We start from the raw sequence: 17409 nt of genomic DNA, 5'->3' as shown, positions 1-17409 counted from the left end.
CCTTGAACTAAACTTCACCTCTCAAAGCTCTCTTTTCAAAAGAGCTCCGAAGAATATAGGCAAAAGCAATTTATGCCTTTGCCCTTTAGTAATCATGCAGAAGCTTTATCAATGAACTTGACTGCATCGCCAACTGTAAAAATCGTTTCAGCAGCTTCATCTGGAATTTCTACCCCAAACTCTTCTTCAAAAGCCATAACGAGTTCAACCGTATCAAGGCTATCAGCCCCTAGATCATCGATAAAGCTTGCATTTTCTACAACTTTATCAGCATTAACCCCAAGATGTTCGACGATAATTTTTTTAACGCGCTCTACTGTATCACTCATGTTGAAATCCTCGAATTTATATTTCCTATAATTTGGTTAACTATATCGGTTCATCTAATCAAGCAATAGATGCATTACTTTAAAAGATTTTAGTAATGATTTAAAATATCCTGTGGATATCCCCTACAAAATGAACCAATCTGACATTCCGACATCAATTGATTAACGACCATATTAAAGAAATAGATGCATCTATCCATTTCAATCGTTACTATCTAAAATAATACAACTCATAAATCAATGTGGAATAAAATAAATACTCATATCATTGCCATTCCACCATTGATATGGAGTGTTTGACCTGTCGTATAGGCTGCTTCATCGCTTGCTAAATAAACAGCAGCAGTGGCTATTTCTTGCCCACTTCCCATACGCTTCATTGGAATCGCAGCCATAATGGCTTCTTTTTGCTTTTCATTAAGCTTGTCTGTCATTGCAGATTTAATAAATCCTGGAGCAATACAATTGACAGTAATATTTCGCGAAGCAATTTCTTGTGCCAATGCTTTAGAAAAACCTATCAAGCCTGCTTTTGCAGCACAATAATTCGTTTGTCCAGGATTTCCCACTACACCAACAACAGATGTAATGTTAATAATTCTTCCATAACGGCGGCGCATCATAGAATGTATTAATTCACGCGTCAAAAGAGAAGCAGCTGTTAGGTTAACTTCTAAAACATCATCCCAGTCTTTATCTTGCATACGCACAAAAAGACCATCCCTAGTGATTCCCGCATTGTTAACCAAAATATCGACGCCATCCATTTCTCTTTCTGCAACTTCAGCCAATTGTTTAATCGATTGGCGTTCAGAAAGATTAGCGGGAAATACAAAAACATTCTGCCCTAATTCTGCCGCCACTTCTCTGAGCTTTTCTTCACGTGTTCCATGAAGTCCAACAATGGCTCCTTGTGCATGAAAGCAGCGTGCAATTGCCTCACCAATTCCTCCCGAAGCCCCCGTTACAAGAGCTTTACGTCCTGTTAATCTAAACATCTTTTAACTCCTTATAGATTAAACGCCAAGCATACCTAGCGCTGATTCTATTTCATCAACTGTTCCAATGGTTACCCCCTTTATATCTTTGTTAATACGACGCGTTAAACCTGTTAAAACTTTTCCAGAACCAACTTCAAAAAGCGTATCAACTCCATTAGCAGCGATCCATTCTATTGTTTCACGCCATCGCACCCTCCCAGTCACTTGTTGGACAAGAAGAGTAGTAATACGCTCTGGATTGCTCTCAGGTGCAACAGAAACATTGGCAATCAAAGGAACAATAGGGGACATTTTGTTAACAGTCAAAAGTGCTTTCTTCATGGCATCAGCAGCAGGTTGCATTAAAGATGAATGAAAAGGTGCAGAAACAGGAAGAAGAAGTGCACGTTTTGCACCTTTTGTTGATGCAATCTCTACCGCTGCCTCAACTGCTTTTGCTTTACCGGAAATAACAATTTGCCCACCACCATTATCATTAGCAATCTGACATAGTCCTTCTCCAGAAACAGTTTCACAAATTTCTTCCACAATGTGCTCTTCTAAACCAATTAATGCAGCCATAGAACCTTCACCAACCGCGACAGCAGCCTGCATAGCATTGCCACGAATACGCAAAAGTCTTGCCGTATCTGTGAGAGTAAATGTACCAGCAGCACAAAGAGCCGAATATTCGCCTAAAGAATGACCAGCAACAAACCTTACCTTTTCTTCTATACGAAGCCCTAATTGTTTCATCACACGAATGACAGCCATAGATACAGCCATTAATGCCGGTTGTGCATTTGCTGTTAACGTTAAAACATCTGCTGGTCCTTCAAAAATGATCTTTGATAATTTCTCACCCAAAGCATCATCAACTTCCTCGAAAACCATCCTTGCGACAATAAATTGCTCTGCAAGCGCTTTCCCCATACCAACAAGTTGACTCCCCTGCCCTGGAAAAATAAAAGCTGCACCCATTTATCAACTCCTAAAACTGTACAATTAAATTATTTTCTTTTGACCTTATTCATCCGCACAAATCAATATAAAGCCCTTTATTTAAAACGAATACCACACTTAAAATTATATTTTAAGGGCGGAATTTGATATAAAAACTTAGGAAAATAGGGTGCTATAAACTGAATAACACCCAAACTTATGAGACTTCCTAAAAGTGCACCTGCTAAAATATCAAAGGGATAATGTACACCCACAAAGATGCGCGCCCAACAGATCAAACACAAAAATACGGTGGCAAATTTAAAAGTAACTTTGTATCGGTAAAAATAAAAGTTAGCTGCATAAGATGCAATGGTCAAGGCATGATTACTAGGAAAAGAAGCTGTTGCACGATGTTGAATAAACGGTGTCGTCAGCCCTACCACGAATGGGCGAGGATGAAAATAAAAAAGAGAAATGAGATAACCTATGAAAAGAGATGCACAAATACTCATGCAAATGCTTAGCACAACACACCGTTCCCTCTCCCCACTACAAAACCACAACGCACAAAGATGGAGAGGAATAATATAAATTAAAAACTTTGCACAAAAAATACTAAACAAAACTATAATCGACCAAGCTTGATGATTGCCGACAAACATTTCAAAGAGTGTAACATCAATCTGGTTTAAAAAGTCCATTTTTCCCTCCTTTGCCTTTATATTACAGTATTATCTTTTTGTAGAAGAAGGAAATATATCAAGATTTAACAAATCAATTTTTTATGTGCATAAACTTGCTATTTTAAAAGATAACCTGTAGATATGAAATATTCGTTGCCGGCACTTTAGCTGGAGGTTGAACGGAGGGCTGTAAAATATCAGTAGGAAATACAATGTTTCCGGCCTCCCGTGTCTCCGCTCTGAGATGTCTCGAATTGTAAACGCGTCCTTTCTTCTTTGGATTTCCAAAAAAGACAAGTCGCAGAGGCTTTGCGCTAAAACCGGTGAAATTTAATTGAAGAAAGGCAAAACAATGGCTCTTTATGAACATATGTTCCTTGCCCGACAAGACATTGCTCCGCAGCAAGTTGATGAACTTTTGAGTCTCTACAAAGGTGTCATTGAAGCGCATGGTGGAAAAGTTGGGCGTATAGAAAATTGGGGACTTCGTCCTCTTGCTTACCGTATTCGTAAAAACCGTAAAGCTTATTATGTCTTAGTCAATATTGATGCACCAGCTTCAGCAATTGCTGAAGTGGAGCGTCAGATGCGCATCAATGAAGATATTTTGCGTTATATGACCATTCGCGTAGAAAAACACGAAAAAGAAAAATCTGCTATGCTCTCACACCTTGATCGCAATAGTCACATTGGACATGATGAAGAGCGTCCTCGTTTTCCACGTCGTCAACGTGAAAATACTATAGAAGGGGTAGAATGATGACTGATACTAATCAAAACTCTGCACGTCGCCCCTTTCATCGTCGTCGTAAAACATGTCCTTTTTCAGGGACCAATGCTCCCAAAATTGATTATAAAGACATCAAGTTGTTACAACGTTATATTTCCGAACGTGGGAAAATTGTTCCTTCACGGATTACTGCTGTTAGTCAGAAAAAACAGCGCGAATTAGCTAATGCTATCAAACGTGCTCGCTTTTTAGGCTTACTTCCGTACGTTATAAAGTAAGCAATCAATATGCTATGCAACTGGAGAGTTTCTCCAGTTGCTTTTCTTATATGGTTAAAAAATAGCTTGTTGTATCCTATGTTAAGCTATTAAATGTCAAAGTTGGGGTATTGACACGCCTCTAACTGCAGAAAGCAGGACAGCAATAAATGAAAAAAAATCGTACTTATGAGATATTAACCGGTATTTTAGCAGGATTATTTGCTGTTGTGATAGGGTTGGCAATCATCAGTGTTGCAAATATCGTGCCCTTTTTTTCTCTTCTTCTTGGCTGCTTTCTTTCATTACCAATTTTTATTGTTGCGTTCGGTCAAGGAACATTAGCCAGTCTCATCGCCCTCATAAGTGCTACTGTTGTTCTTATCATAACCACTAATACCTATATTGCTCTTGGCTTTATGGTCTTATTTTTCCTTCCTGCTGTCTATGCTTCTTGGCTTCTTGGGCTTGCACGACCAGCGCAAAAAGAAAATGAACTGATATGGTATCCATTATCATCGGTTATTTTTCATTTAACTAATTTTATCGCTCTTATAGCAACTTTCATTGGGCTCTATGTTCAAACACGTCCTTCCACACCCATCGTTGCAAAAAAAATCACCGAAAACATAGCACAAACTCTACAACAAACACAGTCAATAAAAGAAGCCTATATACGCGCTTTTAGTGAGCTTTTAATGACGCATACAGCAACTTTTACTGCTTTTTCTTTGACTATTTATAGTTTGGTTTTTCTCATTGGTAACCTTTACTTTTCCATTATAGCAGCACAACATATGAAATGGCTGAAAAGACCCCGTGATGATTGGAGCCAAACTCTCCGCCTTCCAATTTCTGGAATTATTATTTTCATTATTGTTTGCATAACATCGATGGTTGAGCTGAGCGCTTCTCTTAACTTGAGTACCCTTGTCTTTAGTACTGCATACATTGTCATCATATTAATTAGCGGTCTAGCATATCTTCACAATATTACAAAAGGGGTAAACGGTCGAATTATTATACTTTCTCTTGTTTATATTGCTATTTTTACAGTCGTTTTTGCTCCACCCATTGTTTTCATGGTACTTTTGATGGGAATTTGGGCTGCTATTCAATACAATTTTCAATCACGCAAAAAACTCCACTAAATTTATTTGTTCGAAAGGAAAAACTATGGATATTATTTTACTTGAGCGCATTCCTCGTCTTGGTCAGATGGGTGATATTGTCTCAGTTAAAGATGGTTATGCGCGTAATTTTCTCTTGCCTCAAGGTAAAGCTTTACGGGCAAATGAAGCTAATAAAAAACATTTTGAGGTACAACGTGCACAACTTGAAGCACGTAATCTTGAACGCAAAAGCGAAGCGCAAAAAATTGCTGAAAAACTTGATGGACAATCATTCATTGTTGTTCGTTCTGCTGGTGAAACGGGACAACTTTATGGTTCTGTGTCAACACGTGATATTGCTGAAATCATAACAGATGAAGGCTTTTCTATTGGAAGAAATCAAATCGAACTTAATCATCCAATAAAAATGATCGGTCTTCACACTATCACTCTTAGTTTACATCCAGATGTTCAAATTTCTGTGATTATTAACGTTGCGCGTTCTACCAGTGAAGCACAACGCCAAGCAGAAGGTGAAACTCTCACTTCGGCTAAAGAAATATATAATATTCAAGAAGAATTATTAGAAGAAAGTCAGGAAGAATTATTGGCAGAAGAAATTAATGACAACGATATAAACAGTTCTCATCAAGAAGCTTAATTGCTATTTTTTCTTTCTGTTTTATATTTTTTATTCCATTATAAATATCGCTCATAAAATACTCACACTTTAAAAGTGAGTATTTTATGGCTATCGTACATAAAGAACCTAATTTTTATGAAAGAATTAGAAATATACTATTTAAAGGCATTACATGCCGAGAATGATAATATCACTAAGAGGAAATGTCTTTTGTTTTCCAGCATATAAAGCAAAAATAATTTAAAGTTCTACCCTTAAGGCTAAAGTTTGTATGAGCGTTAAGTTGATTATATCCTCACATGATCTGAAATAATTTCAGTTATAAAAAAATAATTCTACTTACACAGATATTGGAATTTTAAGGTTAAGTAACTTAAAAATACTTAAATTTAGAGTAGCAAAACTTCCACTTTAAAATCACATATTATAAAATAAAATAGATAGACGTTATATAAATAATACACAAATGATAAATGAGGAACGAAAAGAGAGTTTCAAAAAATTATATAATTTTAACTTAAAATGAAGATTTGTCGCTCTATTCTTTTAATTATACGATTTTCAATTTATCGCCTAAAGTAGCTAGACTTAGAATTTTAGTGGAAAAATATTATGGAAGAAACTAACGTTGTTAATGTCAGCTCTTCAAAGAAAGAGGATTCTCCTTCTTTTCAGCAACTTCCGCATAATATTGAAGCTGAACAGGCATTGCTTGGTGCCATCTTTATAAACAATGATTCTCTTGACCGCGTTTCAGATTTTCTAAAACCAGAACATTTTTTTGAACCATTGCATCAAAAAATTTATCATGTTTTATCTCATCTTATTAAAACAGGAAAACGTGTAGATCCAGTTACAATCAAGCCCTATATCCAAATGGAAGAAAAAATTGGAGATATTACTGTATACCAATATGTTGTTCGCTTAGCCACAGAGGCAGTCACTATTATTAACGCTGAAGATTATGGACGCGTCATTTACGATCTTTTTATCCGACGGTCTTTGATTAACCTTGGAACTCAAGTTGTCAATACAGCCTTTGATGCTCCTGTAGAACTCACGCCTACCCAACAAATTGAAACTGTTGAAAATCAGTTATTTGAGCTAGCAGAAAAAGGGAAATATGGAGGTGGATTTGAAAATTTTAATGAGGCTATTAAAAAAGCTATCGATATGGCAAGTGCTGCGAAAAAGCGCTCTTCACAATTATCAGGGATAGCCACCCATATTAAAACACTTGATGAAAAAATGGGAGGATTACAAGCATCTGACTTAATTATCCTTGCGGGCCGCCCTGGTATGGGTAAAACTTCACTGGCTACCAATATTGCCTTTAATATTGCTAATGCTTATAATCGTAATGCCAATATCCAAGAAAATGAAGGCGGCATTGTAGGATTCTTCTCACTTGAGATGTCATCCGAACAGCTTGCAACCCGTATTATTTCTGAACAAACAGAAGTCTCTTCTTCTGATATTCGGCGTGGTAATATTTCAGATGAACAATTTTCAAAAATTATTCGTGCGGTGAACCAACTACAAAAGGCACCCCTTTATATTGATCAAACTGGTGGAATATCAATTACGCAATTAGCTGCTCGTGCGCGGCGTCTCAAGCGGCAACATGGTTTAGATATCTTGTTTATTGACTATATCCAACTCATGACAAGCAGTTCAAAGCGTTCATCAGAAAATCGTGTTCAAGAGATCACAGAAATTACCACAGGATTAAAAGCATTAGCGAAAGAATTGAATATTCCTATTATCGCTCTCTCTCAACTTTCACGTCAAGTAGAAAATAGAACAGATAAACGTCCACAGCTCTCAGATTTACGTGAATCTGGTTCAATTGAGCAAGATGCCGACATCGTTCTGTTTGTCTATCGCGAAGAATATTATCTCAAAAATGAAGAACCAAAACTAAACACTTTGGAACATCAAAAATGGCTAGAAATAATGGACAAAGCTTTTGGAAAAGCTGATGTTATTATTGCAAAACAGCGCCATGGTCCGACAGGAATCGTTCCCCTTGCCTTTCAATCTGACTTCACACGCTTTAGTGATCTGGCCGATAGTAATTATCTTCCAGAGCAAATTGGTTAAATCAACATGACGCGCAATCGTATTCAATTTATCTGTCAAAATTGTGAAACCATTCTTCTCATTAAAAAATGTAGTTCTTATCAAGAATGAAATTTCTTACAAAGAATCATTTTTCAATGATTCTAGCCGCCGTTATTTGCTATTTAATAACATTCTTCTTGCATGAAATGATAACACATCTCTTAATGTTGTAAGTGGGGTACATATATTAAAATCCATAGCTAATCTAAATCTTTCTATATTGTTCCTTCTTTTACAAAACTCCTTCTCACAAGACACTCATTTTCTTGTTTTTAAATTCAAAAATAATTGCTGCTGTTGTGCAAGGCTGACTATTATGTAGAATATCAGAAACTTTCCTCTTTATAGGACAACCTCTAACCTTTTAACAAAAATATTTTCTAATCTATCTGAAAAATTACCCTAGTTACCGCAATATAAAAAACAAGCAGTGTTTTAAATACTACAGCACAGAGAAAATTCTACAACATGCAAAATATTCTTGATATAAAATTGCATAAAAACTGATATCTAACAAAAGGAAAGTGTATAATTATGCTAGAAAAAAAAGAAGACTGCGATAGTAGATTTGACAGTCTTGATGAAGCTATCAAAAGAGTTGTTGATATAGCAAGTGCTGCAAAAAAGCGCTCTTCGCAAATATCAGGGATAGCGACTCATATTCAAACACTTGATGAAAAAATGGGAGGATTACAACCATCCGACTTAATTATCCTTGCGGGACGCCCTGGTATGGGTAAAACTTCACTTGCTACCAATATTGCCTTTAATATTGCCAATGCTTATAATCATAATGGTAATATCCAAGAAAATGAAGGCGGCGTTGTAGGGTTCTTCTCACTTGAAATGTCCTCAGAGCAGCTTGCAACACGTATTATTTCTGAACAAACGGAAGTCTCTTCTTCTGATATTCGACGTGGTCATATTTCAGATGAACAATTTTCAAAAATTATTCGTACGGTAAATCAGCTCCAAAAGGCACCCCTTTATATTGATCAAACTGGAGGAATATCAGTTTCACAACTGGCTGCCCGTGCTCGGCGTCTCAAGCAAAAACATGGTTTGGATGTCTTAATTATTGATTATATCCAACTCACGACAAGTGATTTAAAATACACATCTGAATATCGTATTCAAGAAATCACTGCAGAATTAAAAGCTTTAGCAAAAGAATTAAATATCCCTATTATTGCTCTTTCACAACTTTCACATCAAGTTGAAAACAGAACAGATAAACGCCCAAAACTTTCAGATTTAGGTGGATTTGGTTCTATTGAGCAAGATGCCGACATCGTTCTGTTTGTCTATCGCGAAGAATATTACCTCAAAAATGAAGAACCAAAGTTCGGTAGCCTTGAACATATGAAATGGATAGAGACAATGGACAAAGTTTTTGGAAAAGCTGATGTTATTGTTGCAAAACAACGTCATGGACCGACAGGAATCGTGCCACTTGCCTTTCAGTCTTCTTTCACACGATTCAGTGACCTGGAAGATAATGATTATCTTCCAGAGCAAATTGGTTAAATCGATATGGCGCGTAATCGTATTCAATTTATCTGTCAAAATTGCGGAACCATCCATTCTCGTTGGGCAGGGAAATGTAGCGCTTGTGGGGAATGGAATTCTCTTATCGAAGAAACTATAAATAGCGGCATAGGAAGTGGTCCTAAGCAGAATGCTCGTAAAGGACGCATTGTCACACTCACATCTCTTTCTGGAAATATCGAAGATGCTCCACGTATTCATTCTGGTATTGCTGAACTTGATCGTGTTACCGGTGGGGGCTTTGTCCGTGGATCAGCACTCCTTGTTGGAGGTGATCCGGGTATTGGTAAATCAACATTGCTGACACAAACAGCCGCTACTTTATCACGTAAAGGATATAATGTCATCTATGTTTCAGGTGAAGAGGCTATTGCGCAAATTTGTCTGCGCGCACAAAGGCTTGAAGCTAACAATACAGAAGTGAAACTTGCTGCTGAAACCAATGTTGAAGATATTCTGGCAACCTTAAGCGAACATAAAAACCTTGATATGGTGATTATCGATTCGATTCAAACCCTATGGTCAGATACAGCAGATTCAGCACCTGGCACTGTCACACAAGTACGTATCGGTGCTCAGGCAATGATCCGCTTTGCCAAGAAAACAGGAGCCGCCGTTGTTCTTGTTGGGCATGTTACAAAAGATGGACAAATTGCTGGTCCTCGAGTCGTTGAACATATGGTTGATGGCGTTCTCTATTTTGAGGGTGAAGGAGGACATCATTATCGCATTCTTAGAACTGTAAAAAATCGCTTCGGACCAACAGATGAAATTGGTGTCTTTGAAATGTCTGATAAAGGATTACGCGAAGTGATAAATCCATCTGAATTATTTTTAGGGGAACGTAATGAAAAAGCACCAGGCGCTGCTGTTTTTGCAGGAATGGAAGGGACTCGCCCGATACTCGTAGAAATTCAAGCGCTTGTTGCTCCTTCTTCCCTTGGGACACCAAGACGTGCGGTTGTCGGATGGGATGGAAATCGCCTTTCTATGATTCTTGCCGTTTTAGAAGCCCATTGTGGCATTCGTTTTGGACAGCATGATGTCTATCTGAACGTAGCAGGTGGATATCGCATATCAGAACCCGCTGCTGATTTAGCTGTAGCCGCTGCTTTGGTATCTTCTCTTGCCAATATCGCATTGCCAACGGATTATGTATATTTTGGTGAAGTTAGTCTTTCAGGAGCTACCCGCGCTGTTGCACATTCAGCACAGCGCATCAATGAAGCAAAAAAACTCGGCTTTCAAGGAGCCTTTCACCCCACAACAACAACCGAAATGATGAAGTCGCTCAACTTTCAACAAAAAACTTTCTCCGACCTTCCCGAACTCGTTGCTACTCTTACCGTAAGTAAAAAATGATCTGCACCACAGATATGATAATATAGAAAAAACTCTATAAAATACAAAAGATCCTTGCTATAAGAACAAAAAATGGCATAACAAAAAATATATTTGCACACAGACTTAAAAGAACACAACTTTATGTATAAGGAACAAACAAATGATCATAACAATCCTTGATGGAATTGTCGTAGTAATCATCCTGTTGTCCGCTTTTCTTGCTATGCTTCGAGGATTTTCACGTGAAGTGTTATCGTTGATTTCTTGGGCAGTTGCAGCTGTTACGACACTGTTTTTATTCAAACCTGTCTTACCTTTCTTTGAACAATATCTCTCTAATAAAATGATTGCATTGATCACAACATTGGTCACAATTTTTATTATTGTTCTCATTATTACTTCAATTATTACAATGAAGATCTCTGATTTTATTATCGATAGTCGAATTGGTATCCTTGACCGTACTATTGGTTTTATTTTTGGAGCACTTCGTGGTTTACTTATCATGGTCATCGGTATGTTACTGCTTAATGCACTGATTAAACCCGAGCTTCAAGCGAATTGGTTAAAAAATGCAAAAACAAGGCCTATTTTAGATTCATTGGGACAAAAAGTTTGGGAAATACTCCCAAAAGATATTGGATCTGTTCTCGAAAAGACGGAAAATTTGTTTAAAGACAGCAATAAACATACGTATGAGCAACACTCTCATGAAAAGATAATTTTCAAAAAATAGAGAATAGTTTTTCATGAGGAAAGAGAACTAAATGATGTAAAATGTGATATTAATGATTCCTCCATATCACAACTGAAAGAATATGATGATAAAAAGCGATGTTTTCTGTCAAGAATTTTCATTAGATGATGATACCCTTCATGAAGAATGTGGAGTTTTTGGTATTCTTGGGCATGAAGATGCCGCAACATTAACAGCTCTTGGACTCCACGCACTTCAGCATCGTGGGCAAGAAGCAGCTGGGATTGTTTCTTACCATAATAAAATATTTCATCAAGAAAAGCATTTAGGTCTTGTTGGAGATCACTATACAAACCCTGCAACACTTGCACGCTTACCAGGAAATCGTGCTATTGGACATACCCGTTATTCAACAACTGGAGAAGTGGCATTACGCAATGTTCAACCCCTTTTTGCTGAATTGAAAGTTGGAGGTATTGCTATTGCGCATAATGGTAATCTTACCAATGGTCTCACATTACGCCGTGAACTCATCGCTTCTGGTGCTATCTGTCAATCAACGTCGGATTCAGAAGTTTTTCTCCATCTTATTGCCCGCTCACGTTATGAATCGTCCTCTGATCGTTTTGTTGATGCGATTCGGCAAGTAGAAGGTGGGTATGCTATGTTAGCGCTCACACGTACAAAACTTATTGCGGCACGCGATCCAACAGGAATTAGACCTCTCGTGATGGGGGAACTTGATGGTAAGCCTATCTTTTGTTCTGAAACTTGTGCTCTTGATATTATTGGAGCAAAATATGTCCGTGATGTTAAAAATGGAGAAATCATCATATGTGAAATACAAAAAAATGGGGAAATTACGAAAAAAATTATAAAACCAGAAAATACAAAACCAGAAAAACTTTGCTTGTTTGAATATGTTTATTTTGCCCGCCCAGACTCAATCGTTGGAGGGCGTAGTGTTTATACAATACGCAAAAATATGGGAAGCCGTTTAGCACAGGAAGCCCCTTGTGAGGGTGATGTTGTGGTTCCTGTTCCTGATGGAGGAACGCCTGCTGCAATTGGCTATGCACAAAAAATTGGAATTCCCTTCGAGCTTGGTATTATTCGTAATCACTATGTTGGCCGCACTTTTATCGAACCAACACAACAAATTCGCGCTTTTGGCGTCAAGTTAAAACATTCGGCAAACCGTCCTGTGATTGAAGGAAAACGTGTTATTCTGGTTGATGACTCTATTGTACGTGGAACAACATCCCTTAAAATTGTACGAATGCTTCGCGATGCAGGAGCAAAAGAAGTTCATATGCGCATTTCTAGCCCTATGATTTTTTATCCTGACTTTTATGGTATTGATACACCTAAAGCTGAAAACCTTTTAGCAAATCAATATCCAAATTTAAAATCTATGTGTGATTTTATTGGAGCAGATTCATTAGAATTTCTTTCAACGGATGGGTTATATCTTGCTGTAGCAGGGGAAAAACGGAATAACGCCGATCCACAATTTACTGACCATTATTTTACTGGATATTATCCTACGCATCTGGTTGATCAAGAAAATCTCTCCAAAATTCATCAATCATCTGTTCTTAAAACAAGAGATTAATGATGACAAAACGTGACTTTAGTCTCCATGGGCGTGTTGCACTTGTTACTGGCGCATCAAGAGGGATTGGCTATTATTTGGCACTCGAGCTTGCTGCACACGGCGCTCATATTATTGCTCTTGCACGAACAGTCAGTGGACTTACTGAATTAGATAATCAAATCCGAGAAAAAGGGGCTCATGCAACCCTTGTTCCCCTTGACTTGCATCATATGGAAAACATCGATACCCTTGCTATCTCAATTGCCAAACGCTGGAAAAAACTTGATATTATCGTTGCAAACGCAGGAATTCTTGGAACACTCTCACCAATAGCGCATATAGAAAACACGGTATTTGAAGATGTTTTTCAAATAAATCTTTTCAGCCAATGGCGCTTAATGAAAGCCGTTGAGCCTTTATTACGTGAATCTGATGCTGGACGAGCCATCCTGTTATCCTCAAGCGTTGCGCATGCTGCGCGCCCTTTCTGGGGAGCTTATGCAGCCTCTAAAGCGGCTTTAGAGGTGATTGCCCGCTGTTGGGCAGAAGAACTCAAACAAACCCCTATTAAGATTAATTGTGTCAACCCTGGTGCCACACGCACTGCCATGCGCGCTGAAGCTATGCCCGGTGAAGATCCACAAACTCTCCCTTCACCACAAGAGGTTGCAAAAAAGATAGTCCATTTGTTATCACCTGATTTAAAGGAAACTGGAAAACTCTTTAATGTCCATAAAAATCGGTTTGTAGATTATCATGTACCTGATTGATCATCATATGAGAAGTAAATCGTTTGACTCTCTCTTTTTCCTGTGCTTTTCGACAGAAGAATGAAGCACTTTATAATTCTTGGATAGCTTTAGCATCAGCCTTTTTCTCTTCTAAAGTAGCACGTTTATTATAAGCGATAAAACTACAAGGGAGAAAAATCATATAGCTAACAGCTGTAATCAATAAAGTTTCCCATGTGTAAGTCGCAAGAAAACCGACATAAATAACAATGACCAACATGCACGGTATAACGATATCGCGCCTTAAATTTTGATCAATTGTTTTTGCATTCCATACCGGTAAACGACTAATCAAAAGAAAAGCAATAATTACAGTATAAAGACTAAAAAATAATGCCCACCCCCAATTGGGGACCAAACCAAGAGTGCCTAAATAGGTAGGCAATAAAAGTAATAATGCTCCTGCTGGTGCTGGAACACCAACAAAATAACTTTTCTGCCACTTAGGTATATTGGGATTATCTAACATCACATTAAAACGTGCTAATCGCAAACAACAAGCAACACAATAAACAAGGGCAGCAACCCAACCAATGTGATTTGCTTGATTCAAGATAAAAGAATAAACAATGAGTGCAGGGGTAACACCAAAATTTATAACATCAGCAAGAGAATCCATCTGTGCCCCAAAAGATGAACTACCATCTATTAAACGGGCAATGCGACCATCAGCACCATCTAAAACTGCGGCCAAAAGCACCATTAAAATAGCAGCTTCATAGCGATGTTCAAAAGCCAAACGAATGCTGCTCATCCCTGCACAAATTGCTAAAATAGTAATGATATTAGGAATGACATACCGCATTGATGTAGGTGAACGCCGCCGATTTGCAACATCATCATGCTGCCCCTCAGGATTGAATGAAGAAAATGGCGAAAAATTTTTCATTGTGAGTCCTAATCGTATCTGAAGTCCGTTGTGGCACTCTTATCATCAAAAGAACCCAAAACTGTTTCTCCAGCAATTGCTGTCTGTCCAACTGCAACACGCAATTTCATTTCAGTTGGTATATAAACATCAAGGCGAGAACCAAAACGAATCAATCCAAATCGCTCACCAGTCATAACGGCATCGTTTTCTTTTGACCAGCAAACAATCCGGCGCGCAACCATTCCCGCTATTTGTACGACACCAATTTTACCATGTTTGCTATCAATTACCACCCCATTACGCTCATTAAACTGACTAGCTTTATCAAAGTCAGCATTAGTAAATCGACCTGGCTGATAAACGATAGACTCTACTGTACCACTGATAGGAATACGATTAATATGGCATGAAAAAACATCCATAAAAATGGAAATACGGATCATTTCATCTTTCCCTAATCCTAATTCTTCAGGTGGAACACATGATTCCACAAATGAAATACGCCCATCTGCAGGCGACATAACCCAATTTGAATTCAAAGGGATCACACGATCTGGATCACGGAAAAAGTATACACACCACACCGTGAGAACGAGACCAAACCAAAACAACGGACTCCATATCCAACCAAGAATGAGCGAAATAACAAAAAACGCTACAATAAAAGGATAACCTTCTTTATGAACCGATACAAAGCTATTATGGAAAGATTGCAGAATACTCATATAATTTCCTATTCATCGTAAACTTAAACAAGCAACAAAGCTTTTTGTTCCTCTTGTGTCTTTTTATGTATTTAATCAATCACTCCATATAAAGATATAGATTACATTTTGCTCTATTTATTTTTTACGATTAACAACACTCGTCTCATCTTCTTCACGCATTTTACGTAATTTTTCTTCCGCTTGCGATGCTTCAAGCTGCTTATTCCACATTGAAGCATAAAGACCTTTCTTGCGTAAAAGCTCTGTATGCGTCCCATTTTCAATAATACGACCACTTTTAAGAACTAAAATTTCATCCGCATTGATAACAGTAGAAAGACGGTGAGCAATAATCAATGTTGTACGTCCACGGCTTACAATATCCAATGCTTGTTGAATTTCCTGTTCCGTCGCCGTATCAAGAGCCGCCGTTGCTTCATCTAGAATAAGAAGTGGAGGAGCTTTTAAAAGTGTCCGAGCAATAGCCACGCGTTGTTTTTCACCACCTGATAATTTGAGACCTCGCTCTCCTACCATAGACTGAAAACCTTCCGGTAAAATTTCAATAAATTTTGATATTTGTGCCATTTCAGCAGCTTTGCGCATCTCTTCATCTGTAGCACTTGGACGCCCATAGCAAATATTATAGGCAATTGTATCATTAAATAACACCGTATCTTGTGGGACCATGCCAATCGCTTCACGCAAACTCTTTTGTGTTACGTCACGAATATCCTGCCCATCAATTGTGATAGAGCCTGCATCAACATCATAAAACCGAAAAAGCAACCGAGAAATAGTAGATTTACCGGCACCCGATGGACCGACAATAGCGACTGTTTTTCCTCCAGGAACTTCAAAATCAATATCTCTGAGAATCTGACGTCTCGAATCATAGGAAAACTTTACCTGATGAAAACAAATGGTCCCATCGCTTATCTCTAACGGTTTAGCATCCGATTTATCAACGATCTCTTTCTGAACATCTAAAAGATCAAACATTGCTTCAATATCCGTTAAACCTTGTCGAATATCACGATACATTGAACCAATAAAATTTAGTGGAATGGAAAGTTGCATTAAAAGCGCATTAATAAAAACAAAATCTCCTAAAGTTTGTGTCTTATAAAAAACTTCATAAGCTGACATCAGCATCATGATCGTCATTCCAATACCAAAGATAAGAGTCTGACCAAAATTAAGCCAGCTTAACGATGTCCAAATCTTTGTTGCGGCTTTTTCATAACCTACCATAGAAGCATCAAATCGATCGGCTTCTAGAGTTTCATTACCAAAATATTTGACCGTTTCAAAATTCAAAAGAGAATCAACAGCGCGAGTATTCGCCTCAGTATCCGCTGTATTCATTTTTTGCCGAATGCGAATACGCCAATCACTCGCCTTAATGGTAAACACGATATATAATCCAACTGTTGCAACAACGATGAGAAGATAATGCCACCCATAACTTATGTAAAATACCAGTGCCGTTAATATAAATTCTAAAACTGTTGGTACTGTACTAAGAATTGAAAATCTTACGATCGCTTCAATTCCTTTTGTTCCACGCTCAATCACACGAGAAAGCCCACCTGTTCGGCGTTCCAAATGAAATCGCAAAGATAACTCATGCATATGTACAAAGGTTTTATAAGCTAATTGACGAACAGCGTATTGACCAACAGTGGCAAACAGAGAATCGCGTAATTGATTTAATCCAGCCTGCATAATACGCGCGACATTGTATGCCAAAACGAGCATGATGGGAATAATCCAACTGGATGGGAACCATTTAGGTGGCTGAAAGCTTGAATCAAGCACATTCGTAGAATATTTAAAGAAATACGGTACAGATATGAGAACGAGCTTAGCCAAAACAAGATAAAATATTGCCCACAACACACGCATTTTTAGATCACGCCGACCTACTGGCCACATATAGGGCCATAAATTGTAAAGTGTGTGCAGAGTTCTCCCTGTATCTGATGATACAGTTTTTGTCATTTCATTGCGTTTCATAAAGTCCTTACTTCTCTATCATCCGCACAAAC

General features: G+C 37.9%; 16 protein-coding genes and 1 pseudogene. 10 read left to right on the top strand and 7 right to left on the bottom strand.

The genetic code is table 11. The features are described 5' to 3' along the window. Positions 1 to 92: 92 nt before the first annotated feature. From ACFIJW_RS10125 to ACFIJW_RS10110, 4 genes are all read right to left on the bottom strand, one after another. Positions 93 to 329, bottom strand: a complete 237-nt coding sequence (locus ACFIJW_RS10125; RefSeq protein ID WP_004860281.1) for an acyl carrier protein — start codon at positions 327 to 329, stop codon at positions 93 to 95. 260 nt (positions 330 to 589) lie between these two features. Then, entirely contained in the window at positions 590 to 1327 is a 738-nt protein-coding gene (gene fabG / locus ACFIJW_RS10120) for a 3-oxoacyl-[acyl-carrier-protein] reductase (RefSeq protein WP_375634329.1), read from the bottom strand. A gap of 18 nt (positions 1328 to 1345) precedes the next feature. After that, positions 1346 to 2290, bottom strand: a complete 945-nt coding sequence (gene fabD, locus ACFIJW_RS10115) for an ACP S-malonyltransferase (protein WP_375612933.1) — start codon at positions 2288 to 2290, stop codon at positions 1346 to 1348. 77 nt (positions 2291 to 2367) lie between these two features. Further along, positions 2368 to 2955 (bottom strand): undecaprenyl-diphosphatase, encoded by a 588-nt coding sequence (locus tag ACFIJW_RS10110; RefSeq protein WP_375634327.1) that lies wholly within the window; start codon positions 2953 to 2955, stop codon positions 2368 to 2370. Positions 2956 to 3289: 334 nt separating this feature from the next. On the opposite strand from ACFIJW_RS10110, the gene rpsF reads away from it, so the two are divergent. The 10 genes and pseudogenes from rpsF to ACFIJW_RS10060 all read left to right on the top strand — a co-directional run bounded on the left by rpsF (position 3290) and on the right by ACFIJW_RS10060 (position 13759). Beyond that, positions 3290 to 3697: a 30S ribosomal protein S6 gene (gene rpsF, locus ACFIJW_RS10105; protein WP_375612935.1), complete on the top strand. Its 408-nt coding sequence runs from the start codon at positions 3290 to 3292 to the stop codon at positions 3695 to 3697. Continuing rightward, positions 3697 to 3945: a 30S ribosomal protein S18 gene (gene rpsR, locus ACFIJW_RS10100; RefSeq protein ID WP_012754957.1), complete on the top strand. Its 249-nt coding sequence runs from the start codon at positions 3697 to 3699 to the stop codon at positions 3943 to 3945. Before rpsF ends, rpsR begins: the two co-directional genes overlap by 1 nt. A 149-nt stretch (positions 3946 to 4094) precedes the next feature. Next, positions 4095 to 5075 carry a hypothetical protein gene (locus ACFIJW_RS10095; protein ID WP_375634326.1) on the top strand — a complete coding sequence of 327 codons (981 nt, stop codon included), beginning with the start codon at positions 4095 to 4097 and terminating at the stop codon, positions 5073 to 5075. Between the two features lie 25 nt (positions 5076 to 5100). Then, positions 5101 to 5697, top strand: coding sequence for a 50S ribosomal protein L9 (rplI, locus tag ACFIJW_RS10090; protein WP_375634324.1), 597 nt, complete (start codon positions 5101 to 5103; stop codon positions 5695 to 5697). A gap of 594 nt (positions 5698 to 6291) precedes the next feature. After that, entirely contained in the window at positions 6292 to 7782 is a 1491-nt protein-coding gene (locus tag ACFIJW_RS10085; protein WP_375634322.1) for a replicative DNA helicase, read from the top strand. A 603-nt stretch (positions 7783 to 8385) separates the two neighbouring features. Beyond that, a pseudogene (locus ACFIJW_RS10080) lies at positions 8386 to 9330 on the top strand (DnaB-like helicase C-terminal domain-containing protein); the annotation flags it as partial. A gap of 6 nt (positions 9331 to 9336) precedes the next feature. Further along, positions 9337 to 10713, top strand: coding sequence for a DNA repair protein RadA (radA, locus tag ACFIJW_RS10075; protein ID WP_375634320.1), 1377 nt, complete (start codon positions 9337 to 9339; stop codon positions 10711 to 10713). 142 nt (positions 10714 to 10855) lie between these two features. After that, positions 10856 to 11431 carry a CvpA family protein gene (locus tag ACFIJW_RS10070; protein WP_375634135.1) on the top strand — a complete coding sequence of 192 codons (576 nt, stop codon included), beginning with the start codon at positions 10856 to 10858 and terminating at the stop codon, positions 11429 to 11431. 82 nt (positions 11432 to 11513) lie between these two features. After that, a complete protein-coding gene (purF, locus tag ACFIJW_RS10065) occupies positions 11514 to 13007 on the top strand; it encodes an amidophosphoribosyltransferase (RefSeq protein WP_375634138.1) in 1494 nt (497 codons plus the stop codon). A gap of 2 nt (positions 13008 to 13009) precedes the next feature. Beyond that, positions 13010 to 13759 carry an SDR family NAD(P)-dependent oxidoreductase gene (locus tag ACFIJW_RS10060; RefSeq protein ID WP_375634301.1) on the top strand — a complete coding sequence of 250 codons (750 nt, stop codon included), beginning with the start codon at positions 13010 to 13012 and terminating at the stop codon, positions 13757 to 13759. Positions 13760 to 13829: 70 nt separating this feature from the next. On the opposite strand, the gene pssA is transcribed toward ACFIJW_RS10060, so the two are convergent. The 3 genes from pssA to ACFIJW_RS10045 all read right to left on the bottom strand — a co-directional run bounded on the left by pssA (position 13830) and on the right by ACFIJW_RS10045 (position 17377). Then, positions 13830 to 14669: a CDP-diacylglycerol--serine O-phosphatidyltransferase gene (gene pssA / locus ACFIJW_RS10055; RefSeq protein WP_375634140.1), complete on the bottom strand. Its 840-nt coding sequence runs from the start codon at positions 14667 to 14669 to the stop codon at positions 13830 to 13832. 8 nt (positions 14670 to 14677) lie between these two features. Beyond that, on the bottom strand, positions 14678 to 15376 hold the full coding sequence (locus tag ACFIJW_RS10050; protein WP_375634318.1) for a phosphatidylserine decarboxylase: 699 nt from the start codon (positions 15374 to 15376) through the stop codon (positions 14678 to 14680). Positions 15377 to 15493: 117 nt separating this feature from the next. Continuing rightward, entirely contained in the window at positions 15494 to 17377 is a 1884-nt protein-coding gene (locus ACFIJW_RS10045; RefSeq protein ID WP_375634144.1) for an ABCB family ABC transporter ATP-binding protein/permease, read from the bottom strand. Positions 17378 to 17409 lie beyond the last annotated feature (32 nt).

It is taken from the genome of Bartonella sp. MM97QHHN (assembly GCF_042194285.1).
GTDB lineage: Bacteria > Pseudomonadota > Alphaproteobacteria > Rhizobiales > Rhizobiaceae > Bartonella.
The sequence above is the reverse complement of the archived record's forward strand: the minus strand, read 5'-3'. Positions and strand labels throughout refer to the sequence as shown.

What these genes read in the sequence shown, in the direction of transcription:
- ACFIJW_RS10125 (WP_004860281.1), bottom strand. Translation starts at nt 329, where the DNA reads ATGAGTGATACAGTAGAGCGCGTTAAAAAAATTATCGTCGAACATCTT.
- fabG (WP_375634329.1), bottom strand. Translation starts at nt 1,327, where the DNA reads ATGTTTAGATTAACAGGACGTAAAGCTCTTGTAACGGGGGCTTCGGGA.
- fabD (WP_375612933.1), bottom strand. Translation starts at nt 2,290, where the DNA reads ATGGGTGCAGCTTTTATTTTTCCAGGGCAGGGGAGTCAACTTGTTGGT.
- ACFIJW_RS10110 (WP_375634327.1), bottom strand. Translation starts at nt 2,955, where the DNA reads ATGGACTTTTTAAACCAGATTGATGTTACACTCTTTGAAATGTTTGTC.
- rpsF (WP_375612935.1), top strand. Translation starts at nt 3,290, where the DNA reads ATGGCTCTTTATGAACATATGTTCCTTGCCCGACAAGACATTGCTCCG.
- rpsR (WP_012754957.1), top strand. Translation starts at nt 3,697, where the DNA reads ATGACTGATACTAATCAAAACTCTGCACGTCGCCCCTTTCATCGTCGT.
- ACFIJW_RS10095 (WP_375634326.1), top strand. Translation starts at nt 4,095, where the DNA reads ATGAAAAAAAATCGTACTTATGAGATATTAACCGGTATTTTAGCAGGA.
- rplI (WP_375634324.1), top strand. Translation starts at nt 5,101, where the DNA reads ATGGATATTATTTTACTTGAGCGCATTCCTCGTCTTGGTCAGATGGGT.
- ACFIJW_RS10085 (WP_375634322.1), top strand. Translation starts at nt 6,292, where the DNA reads ATGGAAGAAACTAACGTTGTTAATGTCAGCTCTTCAAAGAAAGAGGAT.
- radA (WP_375634320.1), top strand. Translation starts at nt 9,337, where the DNA reads ATGGCGCGTAATCGTATTCAATTTATCTGTCAAAATTGCGGAACCATC.
- ACFIJW_RS10070 (WP_375634135.1), top strand. Translation starts at nt 10,856, where the DNA reads ATGATCATAACAATCCTTGATGGAATTGTCGTAGTAATCATCCTGTTG.
- purF (WP_375634138.1), top strand. Translation starts at nt 11,514, where the DNA reads ATGATGATAAAAAGCGATGTTTTCTGTCAAGAATTTTCATTAGATGAT.
- ACFIJW_RS10060 (WP_375634301.1), top strand. Translation starts at nt 13,010, where the DNA reads ATGACAAAACGTGACTTTAGTCTCCATGGGCGTGTTGCACTTGTTACT.
- pssA (WP_375634140.1), bottom strand. Translation starts at nt 14,669, where the DNA reads ATGAAAAATTTTTCGCCATTTTCTTCATTCAATCCTGAGGGGCAGCAT.
- ACFIJW_RS10050 (WP_375634318.1), bottom strand. Translation starts at nt 15,376, where the DNA reads ATGAGTATTCTGCAATCTTTCCATAATAGCTTTGTATCGGTTCATAAA.
- ACFIJW_RS10045 (WP_375634144.1), bottom strand. Translation starts at nt 17,377, where the DNA reads ATGAAACGCAATGAAATGACAAAAACTGTATCATCAGATACAGGGAGA.